This window comes from Micromonospora sp. KLBMP9576, from assembly GCF_050941805.1.
GTDB lineage: Bacteria > Actinomycetota > Actinomycetes > Mycobacteriales > Micromonosporaceae > Micromonospora.
The window spans coordinates 4,266,740-4,283,310 of the sequence record NZ_CP194567.1 but is presented as its reverse complement, the minus strand read 5'-3'; the positions used below and the strand labels follow the sequence as shown (position 1 = coordinate 4,283,310).

The following is a 16,571-nucleotide window of genomic DNA, read 5'->3' as shown; positions in this document are numbered from 1 at the left end:
GTCAATCGATGCCGGAGAGCCCCAACAGGTCGTGCACCGCCACCTTTCCGGCCGGCGTGAGCCGCACCGCCCGACCGGACCCGATGCGCACCACCCAGCCGTTGCCGAGGAACGTCTCGCACACCCTCGCGCCGGCCAGCCCGGCGAGGTGCTGCCGCCGTTCCGTCCAGTCGAGGCAGCCGCGGGCGAGGGGGCGTCCGCCGGGCCGCAGGCTCTCCGGGCTCAGGCCCAGTGCGTCGGTCAGCCAGGCCAGGCCGGCCGAGGTGAGGGCGAAGCCGCCGGTCTGCTCCAGCAACCCGGCGGCGGTCATCGCGTCGGTCACCGCCACGCCGAGCCGCCCGGCGAGGTGGTCGTAGCAGGTACGACCCCGTTGTAGGGCCGTGCTGGCGGTGACGGCCCGCAGCCCGCGCGGCGAGGCCGCAGGGCGCTCGATCCGGCCCGCCAGGTCCTCGAGGAGTTGCGCGACGGACGCGTCGGCGAGTTGCACGTAGCGGTGCCGGCCCTGGCGTCGCTCGACGAGCAGCCCGCCGTCGATGAGGCGGTGCAGGTGCTCGGTCGCGGTGGAGGGCGCGACGCGGGCGTGGGCGGCCAACTCCCCGGCGGTCCACGCGCGGCCGTCGAGCAGCGCCAGGCACATGGCCGCCCGCGTCCGGTCGGCCAGCAGCGCCGCGAGCGACGCCAGGTCCGCGGCGGAAGTCACCCCTGCAGCCTAGGTCCCGTCCGTTCGGCCGCTGCCGAAGCGTCCGGGCCGTAGTTTCGCCCCATGCGCCAGATCAACGACCACGATGCCGCCCTCGCCGTGCTTACCGACCCGGCCTTCGTCGTGCCGCCGGTCCCACCCGCCTGCGCTGGCGTTGCCTGGCTCCGCGCCACGGTCGGCCGGTTCAGCACCGGAGAGACCCACGAGCGCCGACGCGCGTCGGCGGTCGCGGTCCTCGACGCGATCGCGCCGGAATCCCTCAGGAGCCATGGTGCGACGGACCCGGTGGCGGCCCTTGCCCTCGAGATGGGCATCGACGAGCCCGTCATCGATCTGGTGCGGGACGTCGCGCAGGCATACCAGCCGGGTACGGGAGACGAAGCCAGGGCAGACGCGGCGGTTCCCGGGTTGGTCGCGGCCCGCGGTGGCGTCTTCGACGAGCCGACGGCAGCTCGCATCGGGGTGCTCGTGCAGGCTTGCCAGCCCACCATGACCCTGATCGAACGCGCCCGGCGCCGACACGTCGACGACGTGTTGCGCGACGACCCACCGGTCCCGACGACCAGGCGGCAGGCGCTCGTCGCCACGACCGTCGGCGGCGTCCCGGTCGAAGCCGGTGCGGTGGTGCGGGTGCGCCTGGCGGCCGACCTGGCGTTCGGCGCCGGGGCACACCGCTGCCCCGGCCGCGAGCACGCCCTCGCCCTGGTGCGGGGACACCTCGGATGAGGAGCTTCGCCGACCTGCACCGTCTGGGAGACCCGCTCGTGCTGCCGAACGTGTGGGACGTCGCGTCGGCCCGCTGCCTGGCCGGGGCCGGCTTCGCGGCGCTCGGCACCACCAGCCTGGGCGTCGCGGCCGCGGGTGGCCTGCCCGACGGTGTCGGCGCCGCCGACGCGGAAACCCTGCGCCTCACCCGCAGCCTGGCGGAGCTGCCCGTGCACCTCACCGTCGACATCGAGACCGGTTCGGTCGGCGCCGCGGTCGCCGTCGCGGCGGCCGGGGCGGTCGGCGTCAACATGGAGGACGCCATGCGTCCCGCCGCCGTGCACGCGGCGTTGATCCGATCGGTGAAGCAGGAGGTGCCCGGGCTGTTCGTCAACGCCCGGACCGACACCCACTGGCAGCGCACCGGCGAGCTCAGCGAGACCCTGCTCCGGGTACGGCGCTATGCGGACGCCGGCGCCGACGGGGTGTTCGTCCCCGGCCTGGCGGAGCCCGCCGACATCGCCGCCGTCGTGGCGGCGGTGGAGGTGCCGGTCAACATCCTGTTCCTGCCCGGCCGGCACACCGTCGCCGCGCTGACGGAGCTGGGGGTACGGCGGATCAGCACCGGCTCCCTGCTCTTCCGCGCCGCGCTGGCCGCCACTGTGGACACCGCGCGGGCCGTCCGCGACGGCCGAACCATCGGCCCGCACCTGCCGTCCTACGCCGAGGTCGCGGCCTGGTCGCCGCCGGCGTGACACACCGGCTGTGGTGGCACGCCCGCCGGACCCGCGGTGCCGGGAGGCGGGTGGTGCCGCCTCGACGGGAAGTAGCGTCTGCCCCGGGGGCCGCGTTACGTCGACCTGCCGCTTTTCCACCTTGACGTCAACCCCGCCCGGATCGTCCTTGTCCGGACCGGTGCGCACGCCTAACCTGATCCGGCGCTCGCGGCCCGTCGGGGTGGGTCGGGGGCGTGCCGAAGTCCGGCGGTCGGGCACAGTGGAGCTGAGTGCGGGCGGCGGGCTCACCATGTTGGGCCCGGCGTGCCACGCCGAGGCGCTCATCCGGCGACGCCCGCCACCACGCCGGACGGCTGGGGCAGGATCGGGGAGTTGCGGCCCCGGTCCTGACCACCCCTTCGGGTCGATGCACACCCCCGGTGCCACGTCGAGATCGGGGTAGACCGTGCTGCGTAGGGATCATCAGAAATCGGGTCGGCTGTCAGATTGGCCGGCGTGAAGCGGAGGACCTTCATCCTCGCCGCCGCCAGCGGCGCGGTGGCGCCCGCCCTCGTCGCCCCCCGCGGCGAGCGCGGCCACGGCGACCGGGGACGCGACCTGGAGCACGACCACCACGGGCCGCTACCCCGCCGACCGGCGTATGTGGGTCGAGCCGGGCAACCGCGCCGCCGCGCTGCGGACGCTGCCGGTGCAGACCAGGCAGGTCATCATCGTCGGCGGCAACGGCTACGCCACCACGCACGCGACGCCGGAGACGTACACGAAGGTGTTGGGCCACTGGCGGCGGATGTCGGCGGCGTTGCCCGCCCGGATCGGGTCGAAGGGGTTCAGCGACAACCACGTGGAGGGCGTGCCGACCACCCCGACGGGGGTCTACTCGATCGGCCCGACCATGTACGGCATCGCGGCCGACCCGGGGGTGCGGTATCCGTACCACCGGCTGGTCAGCGGCGACTGGTGGAACGAGAACCCGCCGGCTGGTTCCGGTCGTTGGTCGCCGGTCGACGGCTGCTGCTCGTGGTGGACGGGGTCACCCGCGCCGCCCAGGTCCGCCCGCTGCTGCCGGCCGGGCCGGGCCCGGGCCTGATCGTGGTCGGGCAGCGCCGGTTGGGCAGCCTGGACGGCGTACGGGGGGTGCCGCTGCGCCCGCTCGCCGCCGCTGACGCGCATGACCTGCTGGCGGCGCTCGCCGGCCCGCAGCGGCTGGCAGTCGACCCGGCGGCCACCGGCGAGCTGGTGCGTCTCTGTGCCGGATCGGTGCTCGCGCTGCGGGTCGCCGGCACCCGCCTGGCGGCCCGACCGGGGCTCTCGGTGGACACCCTGGTCGGTCAGCTCGCCGACGGGCGGGAGCGGCTGGACCTGCCGGACTACGAGGACCTGTCGGCGCGGGCCAGCCTGGACACTGCCGTCGCCGCCGTCCGCGCCGACGACGAGGCGGCCGGGCGGCTGCTCGCTCTGCTCGGCGCGAGGCCCGACGCCCTGCTCCAGCCCGAGCGGGTCGGCCGGCAGCTCGGGATCTCCGCCGCGCGGATGCGCCGCACCCTGGACGACCTGGCCGACGCCCACCTGCTCCAGGTCCGCCGGACCGAGCCCGGGGGTCACCTGCTGCCGGCGCTGGTCCGGGAGTACGCCGCCGAGCTGGCCGCCGTACCGACCGTGGCGGCACACCCGTTGACCGGCGCGCGGGTCGACCCGCGCGCCGCCTGAGGGGCGCAGCCCGCGACGTTCGGCCCCGGCCAGGGCATGACATGCCAGCGTGCGGGTCGCCTCGGTGCACGTGGGTCGGAGCTGACACGCGTCGACCGCGCCGGCCCGGGAGCCGGCACGGTCGGATGTCGCGTGTCTCAGGAGCCCTCGCGGCGCACGATCGCCACCGCCACGCGGCAGAACTCGTCCATGTCCGGGTTGAACCCGGCGGCGATGTCGGGGTGCAGCCCGGAGCGGGTCTCGTCGAGCAGCCGCTGGCAGATCTGCTCGACCGGCTCGCCGGCGTAGCTGGCGCTGACCCGTTCCGTGGCGGCCTGCAACGCCGAGGTCAGCTGGTCCTCCAGCGGGCCCCGCAGCTTCTGCTGCACGGGGTCCAGACCGCGAGGGTCCAGCGTGACATGTGGCTCCGACATCGGCACTCCCTTCGTCGGCGTCCGCGGTACCCCACGACGGCAATCGGTCAAACCACAGTGGCAGGCCGCGCGCCCCGGGCGTCGGCACGGCAGCGTGGGTGCCCGGCACGACGGGCGCCTCCTCGTTGGGGCCGATCCTGCCCAACGCCCGGGGTGGCAGCAGGAGGTTCGGCGAGAATCAACCGATCGGGCGGGTACGGATCGGCCCGTCGGGCGGCCCCGCCGGTCAGTGGCCGGGGCGTGGGGCGAAGGCGCAGAACTCGTTGCCCTCGGGATCGGCGAGGATCCACCAGCTGATCGCGTCGTCCGGCTCGCGCAGCAGCGTCGCGCCCGCCCCGACCAGGGCCGTTGGCGCCGGGTCGGTCAGGTCGACGTCCCAGTGCAGCCGGTTCTTGACCGTCTTACGCTCGGGCAACGGCTCGAAGACCCACCGCCGCCACGGAAACCCGGCGGCGTCCACCACGGACGCGGCGCCGATCGCGCCCTGCACCGACGCGGTGCCGGTGTCGCCCGCCTCGACCGTGCCGCCGGTCACGCCGGCCCACCAGGCGGCCTGGGCGGCCGGGTCCGCCGCGTCGACGACCAGCGCGAACGGGCCCGGGCGGGCGCCGTCGCGGGGCGGGAACGCGCAGAACAGGTTGCCGTCCGGGTCGGCCAGCACCCACCTGTCGCCCTCCGCGTCGGGCTCGCGGACCAGCCGGGCGCCGGCCGCCAGCAGCGCCGCCGGATCCGCGCCGGCCAACCGCAGGTCGAGGTGTACGCGGGTCCTGCCCGTACGCGGCTCGGGCACCGGGTCGACCCAGATCGACTCCGCGTCGGAACGGGCCGCCCGAGGGACGATACGAACGCCGCCGTCGCCGACGTCCACCAGATCGCCGTCGAGCACCCGGCTCCAGAATCCGCCCAACTGCCGGGCGTCGGTCGCGTCCAGGCAGACGTCCTTGAATCGCGCGATCATCCGCCCATCCTGCCACCCCGGTCATGGAGTCGGCGGTGGCGGAAGCGGGCGGGGCGGCCGTCCCGGCGCCTGACCGGACGCCGCCCCGCCGAGGGTCAGTGGCGGGCGCGCTTGATCTCGTGGAAGGCGGGCATGCGGATCAGCGGGAGCAGCGAGTCCCAGATCGTCAGCGCGTCGTCGGTGCCCGGCACCTCGGTCAGGATCGGGCCGTGGATGCCGCGCTCGGCGCCGGGCACCATGAGCACCGGCGCGCCGATGTCCGGGCCGGCCGAGGCGTACGCCAGGGCATGTGACTCGCGTACGGCCTCGTCCCAGCGGTCGTCGTCGAGGGCCGGCGCCGCGGCACCCAGGCCGGCCGCCTCGACGGCCGCGGCCACGATCCCGCTCGACAGCGGGTTGCCGGCGTCGTGGCTGCGGGCGCCGATCTCGGCGTAGACCCGCGCGATGTCGTCGTGGCGGCCCTCGGCGCGCAGCGCCTCCACCAGTCGCAGCGCGCGGCTCGATGCCGTCATCGCGTCGGCGTACTCCGGCGGCACCTGCCCGGCGTTGAGGATGGACAGGCTGAACGCCCGCCACTCGATGCGCAGGCCGCGGGCGTCGGCGACCGCGACCAGCCAGCGCGAGGTGCGCCAGGTCCACGGGCAGGCGGGGTCGAAGAAGAAGGTGGCGTCCATCGGCCGAGACTACGGCCCGCCGGTGGCGGCCGCAGCACGGTGACCCACGGCACACGCGGCGTTGTCGGCCCCGTCTCCGCGGCGCCAGGTTTCGTGCCCGCGCTGCTCGGGCAGTGTCTGTGCCACGAAACGTCCGGGGCGACGAAACCGCTGGTCAGCCGCTCCGAGCGGCTCGCCGTGCGCCGGGGCGCGGAGCCCTCACCCCGGTTGGCAGAAACGAGGGGAGGGGCGATGAGCGACCCTGGCAGGGCCCGCCGGCGGCGGCCACGCGTGCGCGCGGTGGCCGCCGCCGCGGCGTTGACGCTGGTGGCGCCGATGGCGGCGGCCTGTGGTTCCGGCGAGGACGGCGGTACGCCCACGATCAACCTGTACCACCCGCCGGAGCAGAACATGCAGAGGGTGGTCGACGACTGCAACGCGCAGGCCGGTGGGCGCTACAAGATCGTCTACCGGGTGCTGCCCCGGCAGGCCGACGACCAGCGGGTGCAGATGGTGCGTCGGCTGGCCGCGCAGGACACCGGCATGGACGTCCTCGGCCTGGATGTCACCTGGACCCAGGAGTTCGCCAGCGCCGGCTGGATCCGGGAGTGGACCGGGCAGGACCGGGCGGAGGTGGAGCGGGGTACCCTCGCCGGCCCCCTGGAGACCGCCCGCTACGAGGACAAGCTCTACGGGGCGCCGAAGAACACCAACGTCCAGCTGCTCTGGTACCGCAAGGACCTGGTGGCGCAGCCGCCGAAGACGTGGGACCAGATGATCTCCGCGGCGCAGGAGCTGAAGCAGCAGGGCAAGCCGCACCAGGTGCTCACCATGGGCGCCCAGTACGAGGGCCTGGTCGTGCTCTACAACACCCTCGCCGAGAGCGCCGGCGGCAAGATCCTCAGCGACGACGGCAAGCAGGCCGTGATGGACGCCGGCACCGTGCGGGCGCTGGAGCAGCTCCAGCGGTTCGCCACGTCGGGCGTGGCCTCACCGTCGTTCAGCAACGCCACCGAGGACCCCGTGCGGCTGGAGTTCCAGTCCGGCGACGGCGCGTTCCAGGTGAACTGGCCGTTCGTCTACCCGGCGATGCAGGAGGCCAACCCGGAGCTGGCGAAGCAGGTCGGCTGGGCGCGCGTCCCCGGCATCGACGAGAACACCCCGAGCAAGGTCACCATCGGCGGGGCCAACATGGCGGTCAGCGCCTACTCGGAGCACCCCGAGGAGTCCTTCGAGGCGGCCCGGTGCCTGCGCAACGAGAAGAACCAGAAGTTCTCCGCCATCAACGACGGCGTGCCGCCGACCATCGAGAGGGTCTACGACGAGCCGGAGATGGCCGAGGCGTACCCGATGCGGGACGTCATCGTCGAACAGCTCAAGGAGCCGGCGGTCCGCCCGCTGACCCCGGCGTACCAGAGCATCTCCACCGTCATGTCGGCGCTGTTGTCGCCGCCGTCGGCGATCCGCCCCGAGCAGACCGCCGGCGAGCTGCGCGACGCCATCGCCGACGCCCTCGAGTCGAAGGGGGTCCTGCCGTGAGCGTGAACGCCACGCCCGCGGGCGCCGACGTGACGGCCGACGAGACCGCCCGCCCCGGCGGCGACGCCAGGGTGCCGGCCCAGCGCTCCGGTGGGGGCCGCAAGGCCCCGCTGAGCGAGAACAAGAAGGCCGAACGCCGGCTGGGCTGGCTGCTCTGCGCGCCCGCCGCGCTGGTCATGGTGCTGGTGACGGCGTACCCGATCATCTATTCGGTCTGGCTGTCGTTGCAGCGCTTCGACCTGCGCTTCCCCGACGAGCGCGAGTTCGTCGGGCTGGAGAACTACGTCACCGTGCTGACCAACGAGTTCTGGTGGACGGCGTTCGGGGTCACCGCCCTGATCACGGTGGTCACCGTCGTCATCGAGCTGGCGCTCGGCATGGGCCTGGCGCTGATCATGCACCGGACCCTGGTCGGCCGGGGCATCGTGCGCACCGCCGCGCTGATCCCGTACGGCATCGTCACGGTCGTCGCCGCGTTCTCCTGGCGGTACGCGTGGACGCCCGGCACCGGCTACCTGGCCAACCTGTTCAGCGACGGCGCGCCGCTGACCGAGCGGGCCAGCTCGCTGGCGATCATCATGCTGGCCGAGATCTGGAAGACCACGCCGTTCATGGCGCTGCTGCTGATGGCCGGCCTGGCCCTGGTCCCCGAGGACCTGCTCAAGGCCGCCTCCACCGACGGCGCCACCGCCTGGCAGCGCTTCACCAAGGTGATGCTGCCGGTGATGAAGCCGGCGATCCTGGTCGCGCTGCTGTTCCGCACCCTGGACGCGTTCCGGGTGTTCGACAACATCTTCGTGCTGACCGCGGGCGGCAACGAGACCTCGTCGGTGTCGATGCTCGCCTACAACAACCTGATCCGGGGTCTCAACCTCGGCATCGGGTCGACGATGTCGGTGCTGATCTTCCTCACCGTGGCGGTCATCGCCTTCGTCTTCGTGAAGCTGTTCGGTACCGCTGCTCCCGGCAGCGACGACGGGGAGAGGCGCTGAGATGGCTGACACCGCCACCATCCGGGCCAAGGCGCGCTGGGGGCTGCTGGACGCCATCGTGGTCGTCTTCGCGCTGGTCCCGGTGCTCTGGATCATGTCGCTGTCGTTCAAGACGCCGGCGACCCTGACCGACGGGAAGTTCATTCCGCAGGAGTGGACGCTGGACAACTACCGGTCGATCTTCCAAACCGACCAGTTCGTCCGCGCCCTGTTCAACTCGATCGGCATCGCGCTGATCGCCACCGTGATCGCCGTGGTGCTCGGCGCCATGGCCGCGTACGCCATCAGTCGGCTGGACTTCCCCGGCAAGAAGCTGCTGGTCGGCGTCTCCCTGCTGATCGCGATGTTCCCGCAGGTGTCGCTGGTGTCGCCGCTGTTCGAGATCGAGCGGCAGCTCGGCCTCTTCGACACCTGGCCGGGCCTGATCCTGCCGTACATCACCTTCGCGCTGCCCCTGGCGATCTACACGCTGTCGGCGTTCTTCAAGCAGATCCCGTGGGACCTGGAGAAGGCGGCGAAGATGGACGGCGCCACCCAGGCCCAGGCGTTCCGGCGGGTCATCGCCCCGCTGGCCGCGCCGGGGCTGTTCACCACGGCGATCCTGGTCTTCATCTTCTGCTGGAACGACTTCCTCTTCGCCATCACGCTGACCTCCACCGAGCGGGCCCGCACGGTGCCGGTGGCGCTGTCGTTCTTCACCGGCGAGTCGCAGTTCGAGGACCCCACCGGGGCGATCTGCGCCGCCGCCGTGGTGATCACCGTGCCGATCATCCTGTTCGTCCTCTTCTTCCAGCGCCGCATCGTGTCCGGCCTGACCTCCGGCGCTGTCAAGGGATAGGTGGTACTCATGGCTGACATCGTGCTCGACAAGGTGAGCAAGAGGTTCCCGGACGGGACCGTCGCGGTGGCCGACGTCGACCTGGAGATCGCCGACGGCGAGTTCGTCATCCTCGTCGGCCCGTCCGGTTGTGGAAAGTCCACCACCCTGAACATGATCGCCGGTCTGGAGGACATCAGCTCCGGCGAGCTGCGCATCGGCGGCCAGCGGGTCAACGACAAGGCCCCCCGGGACCGGGACATCGCCATGGTGTTCCAGTCGTACGCCCTCTACCCGAACATGACCGTCCGGGAGAACATGGCCTTCCCGCTGCGGCTGGCGAAGCTCGACAAGGAGACGATCCGCCAGAAGGTGGAGGAGGCGGCGAAGGTCCTGGAGCTGACCGCGCTGCTGGACCGCAAGCCAGCCAACCTCTCCGGCGGCCAACGCCAGCGGGTGGCGATGGGGCGGGCGATCGTCCGGCAGCCCAAGGCGTTCCTGATGGACGAGCCGCTGTCCAACCTCGACGCCAAGCTGCGCGTGCAGATGCGCACAGTCGTGTCCCGGCTGCAGAAGAAGCTCGGCACCACCACCGTCTACGTGACCCATGACCAGACCGAGGCGATGACCCTCGGCGACCGCGTGGTGATCATGCGAGGCGGCGCGGTGCAGCAGGTCGGCCCCCCGCAGGAGCTGTACGACCACCCGCGCAACCTCTTCGTCGCCGGGTTCATCGGCTCGCCGTCGATGAACTTCCTGCACGCCGCCGTCGAGGACGGCAAGCTGCGTACGGCGCTCGGCGACGTGCCGATCGGCGAGCGGCTCCGCCGCGAACTGGAGGGCGCCGACGCCCCACGCGAGTTGATCGTCGGCGTCCGGCCGGAGCACTTCGAGGACGCGGCGCTGATCGACGACGACACCCGCCGCCGGGGCATGGAGTTCGAGGCGCCGGTCGACATCGTCGAGTCGATGGGCTCCGACAAGTACGTCTACTTCAGCATCGAGGGGGAGCGGGCCAGCGCCGCCGAGCTGGAGGAGCTGGCGGCCGACGCCGGCGCCGACTTCAGCGGCGGCGGCACCAGCCTGGTGACCCGGCTGTCGGCCGAGTCCCCGGTCGAGGAGGGCCAGACCCGGCGGGTCTGGTTCAACCTGGAGAAGATCCACCTGTTCGACCCGTCCAACGGGCGCAACCTCACCCTGCACGAGGGCCGGGCGGCCGGCGCGCTCGCCGACTGACGTACGCCGCACCGGGCGGGTGGTTCGCACCGATCCACCCGCCCGCCGCCGTGTCAGCGGCGGGACGGCTGGTCGCGGTGAGTGGACGGCCCTCCTGGTCACGACGGTCGCGTCGTGCCCGGGGTCAGCCGGGCCAGTCGATGTCAAGCGGCAGGCCCAGGAAGTCGGCGTAGCGGCCCAGCGCGCCCGCGACGCGGGCCCGGCTCCGCTCGTCGAGGGGCACCAGCGGGAACACCGTGACCGTCGCCCGGGTCCTGCCGACCACGCGCTTCCAGGTGCCCACGACCCGCCCGTCGTGGACGACCGTGGCCCGGAAGACGCCGTTGCGCCCCGGCACGATCGCGTCGGCGTGGGCGGGATCCAGCATCAGCGAACGGTCCTTGAAGCCCAGCAGGTATTCGTCGAAGCCGGGCAGCACCAGCAGGTCGTCGACCGGCTCCCGGGGCGCGTCGAGCAGGGCCGCGTCGACCAGCGCCTCCTGCCCGTCGACCCGCACCACGGTCAGGGCGTCGCCGGCCGCCGCGAAGCCCCGGCGCGCGTCGGTGAGCGTCAGCCCCGTCCAGCCGGCGAACTCCCGGGCGGTGACCGGCCCGTGCCCGCGCACGTAGCGCAGGGCGAGGGTCGCCAGCGCCTCGTCCCGCTCCGGCCGGCGCGGGTCGGGCGCCCACTCGTCGAGCAGGGCGAAGGTCTGTTCGGTGCCCACGTTGGGTGCCAGGCAGGTGACGCCGCGCACGCTCGCGTACCAGAGCAGGTGGTAGCCGCGCTGGCCGCCGGTGTCGATGCCGGCCGCCCGCAGCGCGGCCAGGCAGTGCGTGCGGGTGAGCCGGCCGCCGCCGGCCAGCGCGACGCCGAGCACGTCGAGCGCGCGTTCCGCGTCGGCCTCGGGCAGCCCGAGTTGCGCGCGGCGGGCCGTGACGGTGGCCAGCGAGCGCACGCCTGTCAGCTCCAGCATCCAGCGGGCGTCGCGGGGCGGCACGAGGTGCACAGTGCCCCGCATCGGCCAGGTGCGCATCGCCTCCCGGCGTTCCAGCGCGGCGTGCACGTCGGCGTGCCCGAGCGCCGGCAGCCGCGCCCCGAGCGACCACATGCCGCTGGCCAGGTCCTGCGCCTGCATGGCCCCGAACCACTCCACCACGCCCGCCACCCCGCCCGGGCACACCGTGGGGTGCGGGCGAAGCAGCAGGCTGGTCATCCGTAGCGCGAGCGCCTCGCGCCCGGTCAACTGCGCGGGCATGGCGCTCCTCCGGGTCAGGTGAGGCCCCAGCCTAGGGCCGACCCCCGACATCCGACGCATGACCGTCGCGGCAGCGGGAAAGCGGCCGGCCAGCAGGCGCGCCGTCCGCGCGCCCGAAGGGAGCGACATGACCGCGTCCAGCGAACCGGCCCGGGGTGCCGGCGTACCGGGCCGTGCCGGCCGTCGCGGGCCGACCGCGAAGACCAGCGCCGCCGCCGCCTTCGCACTGGTGTTCGGGGTGGCCGCGCTGATCAGCGTGCTGACCGTGATCCTGTCCTGGATCGGTCTGCTGCTCGGCGTCATCGGCGTGATCCTGGGCATCGTCGGGCTCAAGATGGCCGCCCGGCCCGGGGTGACCGGCCGGGGTGTGGCGATCGGTGGCCTGGTGCTCAGCGCCCTGGCGGTGCTGATCGGGCTGGCCTTCGCCGCCGGGATCAGCACCTTTCTCAACAACGAGAGCGGCGTGGACCGGATCCAGGAGAAGGTCGACGACCTGCGCGACCGCCTCGACAACTGACCCGACGTGAGGAGGGAACACCCGATGGCTGCCCAGACCAAGGTCGCGGTGATCTACTACAGCGCCACCGGCATCACGTACCAGATGGCGCAGGCGGCGTGCGAAGCCGCCGGCGAGGCGGGTGCGGAGGTGCGGCTGCGCAAGGTCCGCGAGCTGGCGCCGGACGAGGCGATCCGCTCCAACTCGGGCTGGCAGGCGCACCGCCTGGAGACCCAGGACGTCATGGAGGCGGAACCGGACGACCTGTCCTGGGCCGACGTGGTGATCTTCGGGACCCCGACCCGGTACGGCGTGATGGCCGCCCAGCTCAAGCAGTTCATGGACACCACCGGGCCGCTGTGGTCGCGGGGCGCGCTGGCGAACAAGGTCTATTCCGCCTTCTGTTCGACGGCCACCTCGCACGGCGGCCAGGAAGCGACCCTGCTGTCCATGTTCAACGTCTTCTACCACTGGGGCGGAATCGTGGTGACGCCCGGCTACACCGACCCGAGCCAGTTCGTCGCCGGCAACCCCTACGGCGCCTCGCACACCAGCAACAACGGTGAGACGGCGCCGGACGACATCGCGCTGGGCGCCACCGCGCTGACCGCGAGGCGGGCGGTGCTGATCGGCGCGGCGCTGAAGGCGGGCCTGGCCGGCTGAGCCCGGTGGCGACCGGCGGTCCGGGCGGGGGCTCTCGACCCGTGCGGACCGCCGGTCGCAGCACCCCTACCCCCGGCCGTCGCGACTATGCGTGGTCCGCCGCCCCCGACAGCCGCCCGGCCGGCAGCAGCCCGCTCAGCAGGTCGGCGAGGACGGCCAGGCCGTCGGGGCTGAGCACCGACTCGGGGTGGAACTGCACCCCCGCGAACCCCCGCCCGCGCAGCGCGTGCACGGCCCCGTCCGCCGGGTCACGGGCCAGCTCCACCGGGCCGTACGGGGTCACCAGCCGGTCGACGTCGGCGCGCGCCGTGAAGGTGGCGTAGAAGCCGACCCGGCGGCGCGTGCCGAAGAGGTCCACCTCCCGCTGGAGCCCCTGGTAGGGCGCGTCCCGGCGGTGCGACGCCAGCCCGAGCAGGCCGGCGAGCAACTGGTGGCCCAGGCAGACGGCCAGGGTGGGCCGGCCCTCGGCGAGCAGCCCGGCGAGCAGGGTGCGCATCGCGCGCTGCTTCGGCGCGGTCGTGCTGCCCGGGTCGCCCGGACCGGGGCCGACCACCACCAGGTCGTGGGCGTGCACCGGGCCGGCGGCGTGCCACGGCCGCAGCGTCACGGCCAGGCCGAGCGCGCCCAACTGGTGGGCCAGCATGCCGGTGAAGGTGTCCTCACCGTCGACGATCAGCACCCGCCGGCCGGTCAGCCCGGGTGGCCCGCCGGCATCCGGCGAGCGCTGCTCCAGCCAGAACCGGGCCAGCGGCGCGTTGCGCGCGGCCAGCGCGGCCCGCACCGCCGGGTCGTCGGCGAGGCGTACGGCGGGTTCCGCGCCGGTGGCGGGCGCCTGCGGGCCGAGGCCCAGCGCGGCGAGCACGCCGGCCGCCTTGGCGTGCGTCTCGGCCACCTCGCCCTCGGTCGTCGAGTGCCGCACCAGCGTCGCCCCGACGGGCACCCGCAGCGCACCGGCGGGGGAGATCTCGGCGGTGCGGATCAGGATCGGCGCGTCCAGGGTCTGCCGGCCAGCGTCGTCGCGGCCCAGCAGCGCCAGCACCCCCGCGTAGTAGCGCCGCCCGGTGCGCTCGTGCCGGGCGATGACCCGGCAGGCGTTCTCCATCGGGCTGCCGGTGACGGTCGGCGCGAACATGGTCTCCCGCAGCACCTCCCGCACGTCCCTCGTGCCGCGTCCCGCGAGCAGGTACTCCGTGTGGGCCAGGTGGGACATCTCCTTGAGGTACGGCCCCACCACCTGGCCGCCGTGCTCGGCGACCGTGGCCATCATCTTCAGCTCCTCGTCGAGCACCATGTACAGCTCCTCGACCTCCTTGGGGTCGGCGAGGAAACGCAGCAACGCGCTCCGGTCGGCGGCCGTGCCGGTGTGCCGGAAGGTGCCGCTGATCGGGTTCATCATGACCAGGCCGTCGTGGACGCTGACGTGCCGCTCCGGGCTCGCCCCGACCAGGATCCGGGTGCCGGTGTGCACCAGGAACGTCCAGTACGCCCCCCGCTCGGCCACCAGCAGCCGGCGCAGGGCGGCGAGCGCGGCGACCAGCGGGTCGCCCTGCACGGTGGCGCGCAGGCAGCGATGGATGACGAAGTTGGCGCCCTCGCCCCGCCCGATCTCGTCGGCGAGCACCCGGGCGACGGTCGCGGCGTACTCGTCGTCGGCGACGTCGAAGGCGGCGTCGGCGGTGCGCACGGGCACGTCGGGCAGGGCCGCGAGCGCCTCGGACAGGGCGATTCGCTCGTGCCCGACGATCTCCAGGAACTCCAGCGGAACACCGTCGTCGACGCAGGCGAAACCCCGCTCGGTGATCTGCCGGTAGGGCACCAGCGCCAGGGTCCGCGGGCCGGGCGCCCCGTCGGGCAGCGGGAGGTCGGCGAGCCGGTCCGCCGCGCGTACCGGGCCGGTGAACAGCTCCAGGTGGGTGCCGCCCTCGCCGCGCACGAGCGCGAACGGGCCGGGGTCGACGCCGTCGGCGACGGCGGCGAGCAACTCGGTCAGGTGGGTCATGGGTCTCCTCGGCCGGGCGGCGTCCGGTGGGGCGACCGGGAGGGCCGGGGAGAGACCGGCGGCCGCCTCGTCGGGCGGCCGCGTGGGAAGCTACGCGCGGGAGATGGCCGCCGGGTCGGCGGGCCACCAGCAGGACAGGTGCGCGAGCATAGGGTCACCCTACGGCTCCCCGCGCACCCCGGGAAGCCCGTCGGGCGTACGGTCCATCGGCTGGGACGCGGGCCACGGGCACACCGGGTAACTTGACCCGCGATGAACATCCTCGCGCTCGACCTGGGCACCTCCTCGGTACGCGGGCTCGTGCTGGACGCGGACGCCCGCCCGCTGCCCGGCGCGCTGGCCCGGCGGCGGCTGAGCCTCGCCGCCGCCGACGACGGCACCGGCACCCTGGACGGCCCGGGTTACCTGGCCTGCCTGGTGGAGTGCCTGGACGAGCTGGCCGCCGGCGGGCACCTGCGCGAGGTGTCGCTGGTGGCGACCTCCGCGCAGTGGCACTCGGTGCTTCCCCTCGGGGCCGACGGCGCCCCCCTCGGGCCGGTGCTGACCTGGTTGGACACCCGCCCCACGGCCCCCGCCGGGGCCACCGGCCCCCTCGACGTCGACGACTTCCACCGGCGCACCGGCACGTGGTGGCACCGCTGCTACTGGTCGGTCCGGCTGCCCTGGCTGCGGGAGCGGGCGGGCGCCCCGATCGCCCGGTTCGTCGGCCTGGCGGAGTACGTGCTGGGCGAGCTGCTCGACGCGGCACCCATGTCGATCTCCCAGGCCTCCGGCACGGGCCTGCTGGACCTGCGGACGCTGGACTGGGACGCCGAGGCGTTGGCGCTGGCCGGCAGCCGCGCCGAGGAGCTGCCCGAGTTGGCCCCGCCGGGGTGGCGGGGCCGGCTGCGCCCGGCGTACGCGCGGCGCTGGCCGCAGCTCACCCAGGTGCCGTGGGCCGCCCCGGTGGGCGACGGCGCGGCGTCGAACGTCGGCTCCGGGTGCGTGCGGCCGGACCGGGTCGCGGTTACGGTCGGCACGTCGGCGGCGGTCCGGCTGGTGCAGCGCGTACCGGCCGGGCAGGAGATGCCGCCGCTGCCCGCCACGCTGTGGCGCTACCGGGTCGACCACGAGCACGTGGTGACCGGCGCGGCGTACTCGTCCGGCGGGAACCTCTTCGCCTGGGCCGACCGGGAGCTGCGGCTGCCCCGGGGCGCCGAGCTGGAGGCCGCCCTGGCCCGGGTGCCGCCCGACGGGGGTCGGCCGGCGAACGTCCGCTTCGGCGGGGACCGGCCGCCCGGTCTGGTGCCGGCCGGCTCGGGTGAGCTGCGGGGCCTGAGCTTCGGCACCACCGCGGTGGAGCTGCTGGCGGGGCTGATGCGGGGCCTGTGCGACCTGGTTGCCGAGGACCTCGTGGTGCTGGAGTCCACGGTCGACGGGCCGGTCGAGGTGGTGCTCGGCGGGGGAGCGGTGGCCGCCTCCCGTTGGTGGCGTACGACGTTCGCCGCGGCGCTGGCGCCCCGACCCGTGTGGCACGGGCGCAACCCCGAGGTGGGGGCGAGCGGCGCGGCGCTGGTGGCGTCGGGCCGCCTCGGCGACGCCCGCCGGCTCGCCGCCATCGGCCGGACGGACGAACCCGCGTCGCCCTCCTGAGTCGCACCTCAACCCGGCCCGTTGACACAGCTCGCGGGACTGATTGGATGGACTCCGCTCCCCGGTCGCGGCGGACGCGAGACAGGCAGG

At 74.0% G+C, this 16,571-nt stretch carries 16 protein-coding genes; 10 read left to right on the top strand and 6 right to left on the bottom strand.

Going from position 1 to position 16,571, the window contains the following annotated elements; translation table 11 throughout:
* Position 1: 1 nt before the first annotated feature.
* Positions 2–700, bottom strand: coding sequence for an ArsR/SmtB family transcription factor (locus ACQ452_RS18685; RefSeq protein WP_433386327.1), 699 nt, complete (start codon positions 698–700; stop codon positions 2–4).
* A 63-nt stretch (positions 701–763) separates the two neighbouring features.
* Between ACQ452_RS18685 and ACQ452_RS18680 the strand changes: the two genes are divergently transcribed.
* The 3 genes from ACQ452_RS18680 (at position 764) to ACQ452_RS18670 (ending at position 3,849) form a co-directional block, all read left to right on the top strand.
* On the top strand, positions 764–1,426 hold the full coding sequence (locus ACQ452_RS18680) for a hypothetical protein (protein ID WP_433386325.1): 663 nt from the start codon (positions 764–766) through the stop codon (positions 1,424–1,426).
* On the top strand, positions 1,423–2,160 hold the full coding sequence (locus tag ACQ452_RS18675) for an isocitrate lyase/PEP mutase family protein (protein WP_433386323.1): 738 nt from the start codon (positions 1,423–1,425) through the stop codon (positions 2,158–2,160). The genes ACQ452_RS18680 and ACQ452_RS18675 overlap by 4 nt, the downstream gene beginning before the upstream one ends.
* A 939-nt stretch (positions 2,161–3,099) precedes the next feature.
* A complete protein-coding gene (locus tag ACQ452_RS18670; protein WP_433386321.1) occupies positions 3,100–3,849 on the top strand; it encodes a hypothetical protein in 750 nt (249 codons plus the stop codon).
* 137 nt (positions 3,850–3,986) lie between these two features.
* Here the strand turns inward: ACQ452_RS18670 and ACQ452_RS18665 are convergent, their stop codons facing one another.
* From ACQ452_RS18665 to ACQ452_RS18655, 3 genes are all read right to left on the bottom strand, one after another.
* Positions 3,987–4,262, bottom strand: coding sequence for a hypothetical protein (locus tag ACQ452_RS18665; RefSeq protein ID WP_433386319.1), 276 nt, complete (start codon positions 4,260–4,262; stop codon positions 3,987–3,989).
* 226 nt (positions 4,263–4,488) lie between these two features.
* A complete protein-coding gene (locus tag ACQ452_RS18660; RefSeq protein WP_433386318.1) occupies positions 4,489–5,220 on the bottom strand; it encodes a VOC family protein in 732 nt (243 codons plus the stop codon).
* A 95-nt stretch (positions 5,221–5,315) separates the two neighbouring features.
* Complete coding sequence (locus tag ACQ452_RS18655; RefSeq protein ID WP_433386316.1) at positions 5,316–5,894, bottom strand: DsbA family protein; 579 nt, start codon at positions 5,892–5,894, stop codon at positions 5,316–5,318.
* A 231-nt stretch (positions 5,895–6,125) separates the two neighbouring features.
* Here ACQ452_RS18655 and ACQ452_RS18650 point away from each other — a divergent pair, with 231 nt between their 5' ends.
* Genes ACQ452_RS18650 through ACQ452_RS18635 form a run of 4 tightly spaced genes read left to right on the top strand, consistent with a single transcriptional unit; the run spans position 6,126 to position 10,457 of the window.
* The gene (locus ACQ452_RS18650; protein WP_433386314.1) at positions 6,126–7,412 is read left to right on the top strand and encodes an ABC transporter substrate-binding protein; all 1,287 of its coding nucleotides are present in this window, start codon (positions 6,126–6,128) and stop codon (positions 7,410–7,412) included.
* Complete coding sequence (locus ACQ452_RS18645) at positions 7,409–8,404, top strand: carbohydrate ABC transporter permease (protein ID WP_433386312.1); 996 nt, start codon at positions 7,409–7,411, stop codon at positions 8,402–8,404. Before ACQ452_RS18650 ends, ACQ452_RS18645 begins: the two co-directional genes overlap by 4 nt.
* Position 8,405: 1 nt before the next feature.
* Positions 8,406–9,242 (top strand): carbohydrate ABC transporter permease, encoded by an 837-nt coding sequence (locus ACQ452_RS18640; protein ID WP_433386310.1) that lies wholly within the window; start codon positions 8,406–8,408, stop codon positions 9,240–9,242.
* Positions 9,243–9,251: 9 nt separating this feature from the next.
* The gene (locus ACQ452_RS18635; RefSeq protein ID WP_433386308.1) at positions 9,252–10,457 is read left to right on the top strand and encodes an ABC transporter ATP-binding protein; all 1,206 of its coding nucleotides are present in this window, start codon (positions 9,252–9,254) and stop codon (positions 10,455–10,457) included.
* A gap of 124 nt (positions 10,458–10,581) precedes the next feature.
* Here the strand turns inward: ACQ452_RS18635 and ACQ452_RS18630 are convergent, their stop codons facing one another.
* Positions 10,582–11,691: a winged helix DNA-binding domain-containing protein gene (locus ACQ452_RS18630; protein ID WP_433386306.1), complete on the bottom strand. Its 1,110-nt coding sequence runs from the start codon at positions 11,689–11,691 to the stop codon at positions 10,582–10,584.
* Between the two features lie 127 nt (positions 11,692–11,818).
* Between ACQ452_RS18630 and ACQ452_RS18625 the strand changes: the two genes are divergently transcribed.
* A complete protein-coding gene (locus tag ACQ452_RS18625; protein ID WP_433386304.1) occupies positions 11,819–12,208 on the top strand; it encodes a DUF4190 domain-containing protein in 390 nt (129 codons plus the stop codon).
* Between the two features lie 24 nt (positions 12,209–12,232).
* A complete protein-coding gene (wrbA, locus tag ACQ452_RS18620) occupies positions 12,233–12,850 on the top strand; it encodes an NAD(P)H:quinone oxidoreductase (protein ID WP_433386302.1) in 618 nt (205 codons plus the stop codon).
* A gap of 85 nt (positions 12,851–12,935) precedes the next feature.
* Here the strand turns inward: wrbA and ACQ452_RS18615 are convergent, their stop codons facing one another.
* Complete coding sequence (locus tag ACQ452_RS18615) at positions 12,936–14,849, bottom strand: anthranilate synthase family protein (RefSeq protein WP_433386300.1); 1,914 nt, start codon at positions 14,847–14,849, stop codon at positions 12,936–12,938.
* Positions 14,850–15,101: 252 nt separating this feature from the next.
* Between ACQ452_RS18615 and ACQ452_RS18610 the strand changes: the two genes are divergently transcribed.
* Positions 15,102–16,481: an FGGY family carbohydrate kinase gene (locus ACQ452_RS18610; RefSeq protein WP_433386298.1), complete on the top strand. Its 1,380-nt coding sequence runs from the start codon at positions 15,102–15,104 to the stop codon at positions 16,479–16,481.
* The last annotated feature ends 90 nt before the right edge of the window (positions 16,482–16,571 follow it).

What these genes read in the sequence shown, in the direction of transcription:
- ACQ452_RS18680 (WP_433386325.1), top strand. Translation starts at nt 764, where the DNA reads ATGCGCCAGATCAACGACCACGATGCCGCCCTCGCCGTGCTTACCGAC.
- ACQ452_RS18675 (WP_433386323.1), top strand. Translation starts at nt 1,423, where the DNA reads ATGAGGAGCTTCGCCGACCTGCACCGTCTGGGAGACCCGCTCGTGCTG.
- ACQ452_RS18665 (WP_433386319.1), bottom strand. Translation starts at nt 4,262, where the DNA reads ATGTCGGAGCCACATGTCACGCTGGACCCTCGCGGTCTGGACCCCGTG.
- ACQ452_RS18660 (WP_433386318.1), bottom strand. Translation starts at nt 5,220, where the DNA reads ATGATCGCGCGATTCAAGGACGTCTGCCTGGACGCGACCGACGCCCGG.
- ACQ452_RS18655 (WP_433386316.1), bottom strand. Translation starts at nt 5,894, where the DNA reads ATGGACGCCACCTTCTTCTTCGACCCCGCCTGCCCGTGGACCTGGCGC.
- ACQ452_RS18650 (WP_433386314.1), top strand. Translation starts at nt 6,126, where the DNA reads ATGAGCGACCCTGGCAGGGCCCGCCGGCGGCGGCCACGCGTGCGCGCG.
- ACQ452_RS18640 (WP_433386310.1), top strand. Translation starts at nt 8,406, where the DNA reads ATGGCTGACACCGCCACCATCCGGGCCAAGGCGCGCTGGGGGCTGCTG.
- ACQ452_RS18635 (WP_433386308.1), top strand. Translation starts at nt 9,252, where the DNA reads ATGGCTGACATCGTGCTCGACAAGGTGAGCAAGAGGTTCCCGGACGGG.
- ACQ452_RS18630 (WP_433386306.1), bottom strand. Translation starts at nt 11,691, where the DNA reads ATGCCCGCGCAGTTGACCGGGCGCGAGGCGCTCGCGCTACGGATGACC.
- ACQ452_RS18625 (WP_433386304.1), top strand. Translation starts at nt 11,819, where the DNA reads ATGACCGCGTCCAGCGAACCGGCCCGGGGTGCCGGCGTACCGGGCCGT.
- wrbA (WP_433386302.1), top strand. Translation starts at nt 12,233, where the DNA reads ATGGCTGCCCAGACCAAGGTCGCGGTGATCTACTACAGCGCCACCGGC.
- ACQ452_RS18615 (WP_433386300.1), bottom strand. Translation starts at nt 14,849, where the DNA reads ATGACCCACCTGACCGAGTTGCTCGCCGCCGTCGCCGACGGCGTCGAC.
- ACQ452_RS18610 (WP_433386298.1), top strand. Translation starts at nt 15,102, where the DNA reads ATGAACATCCTCGCGCTCGACCTGGGCACCTCCTCGGTACGCGGGCTC.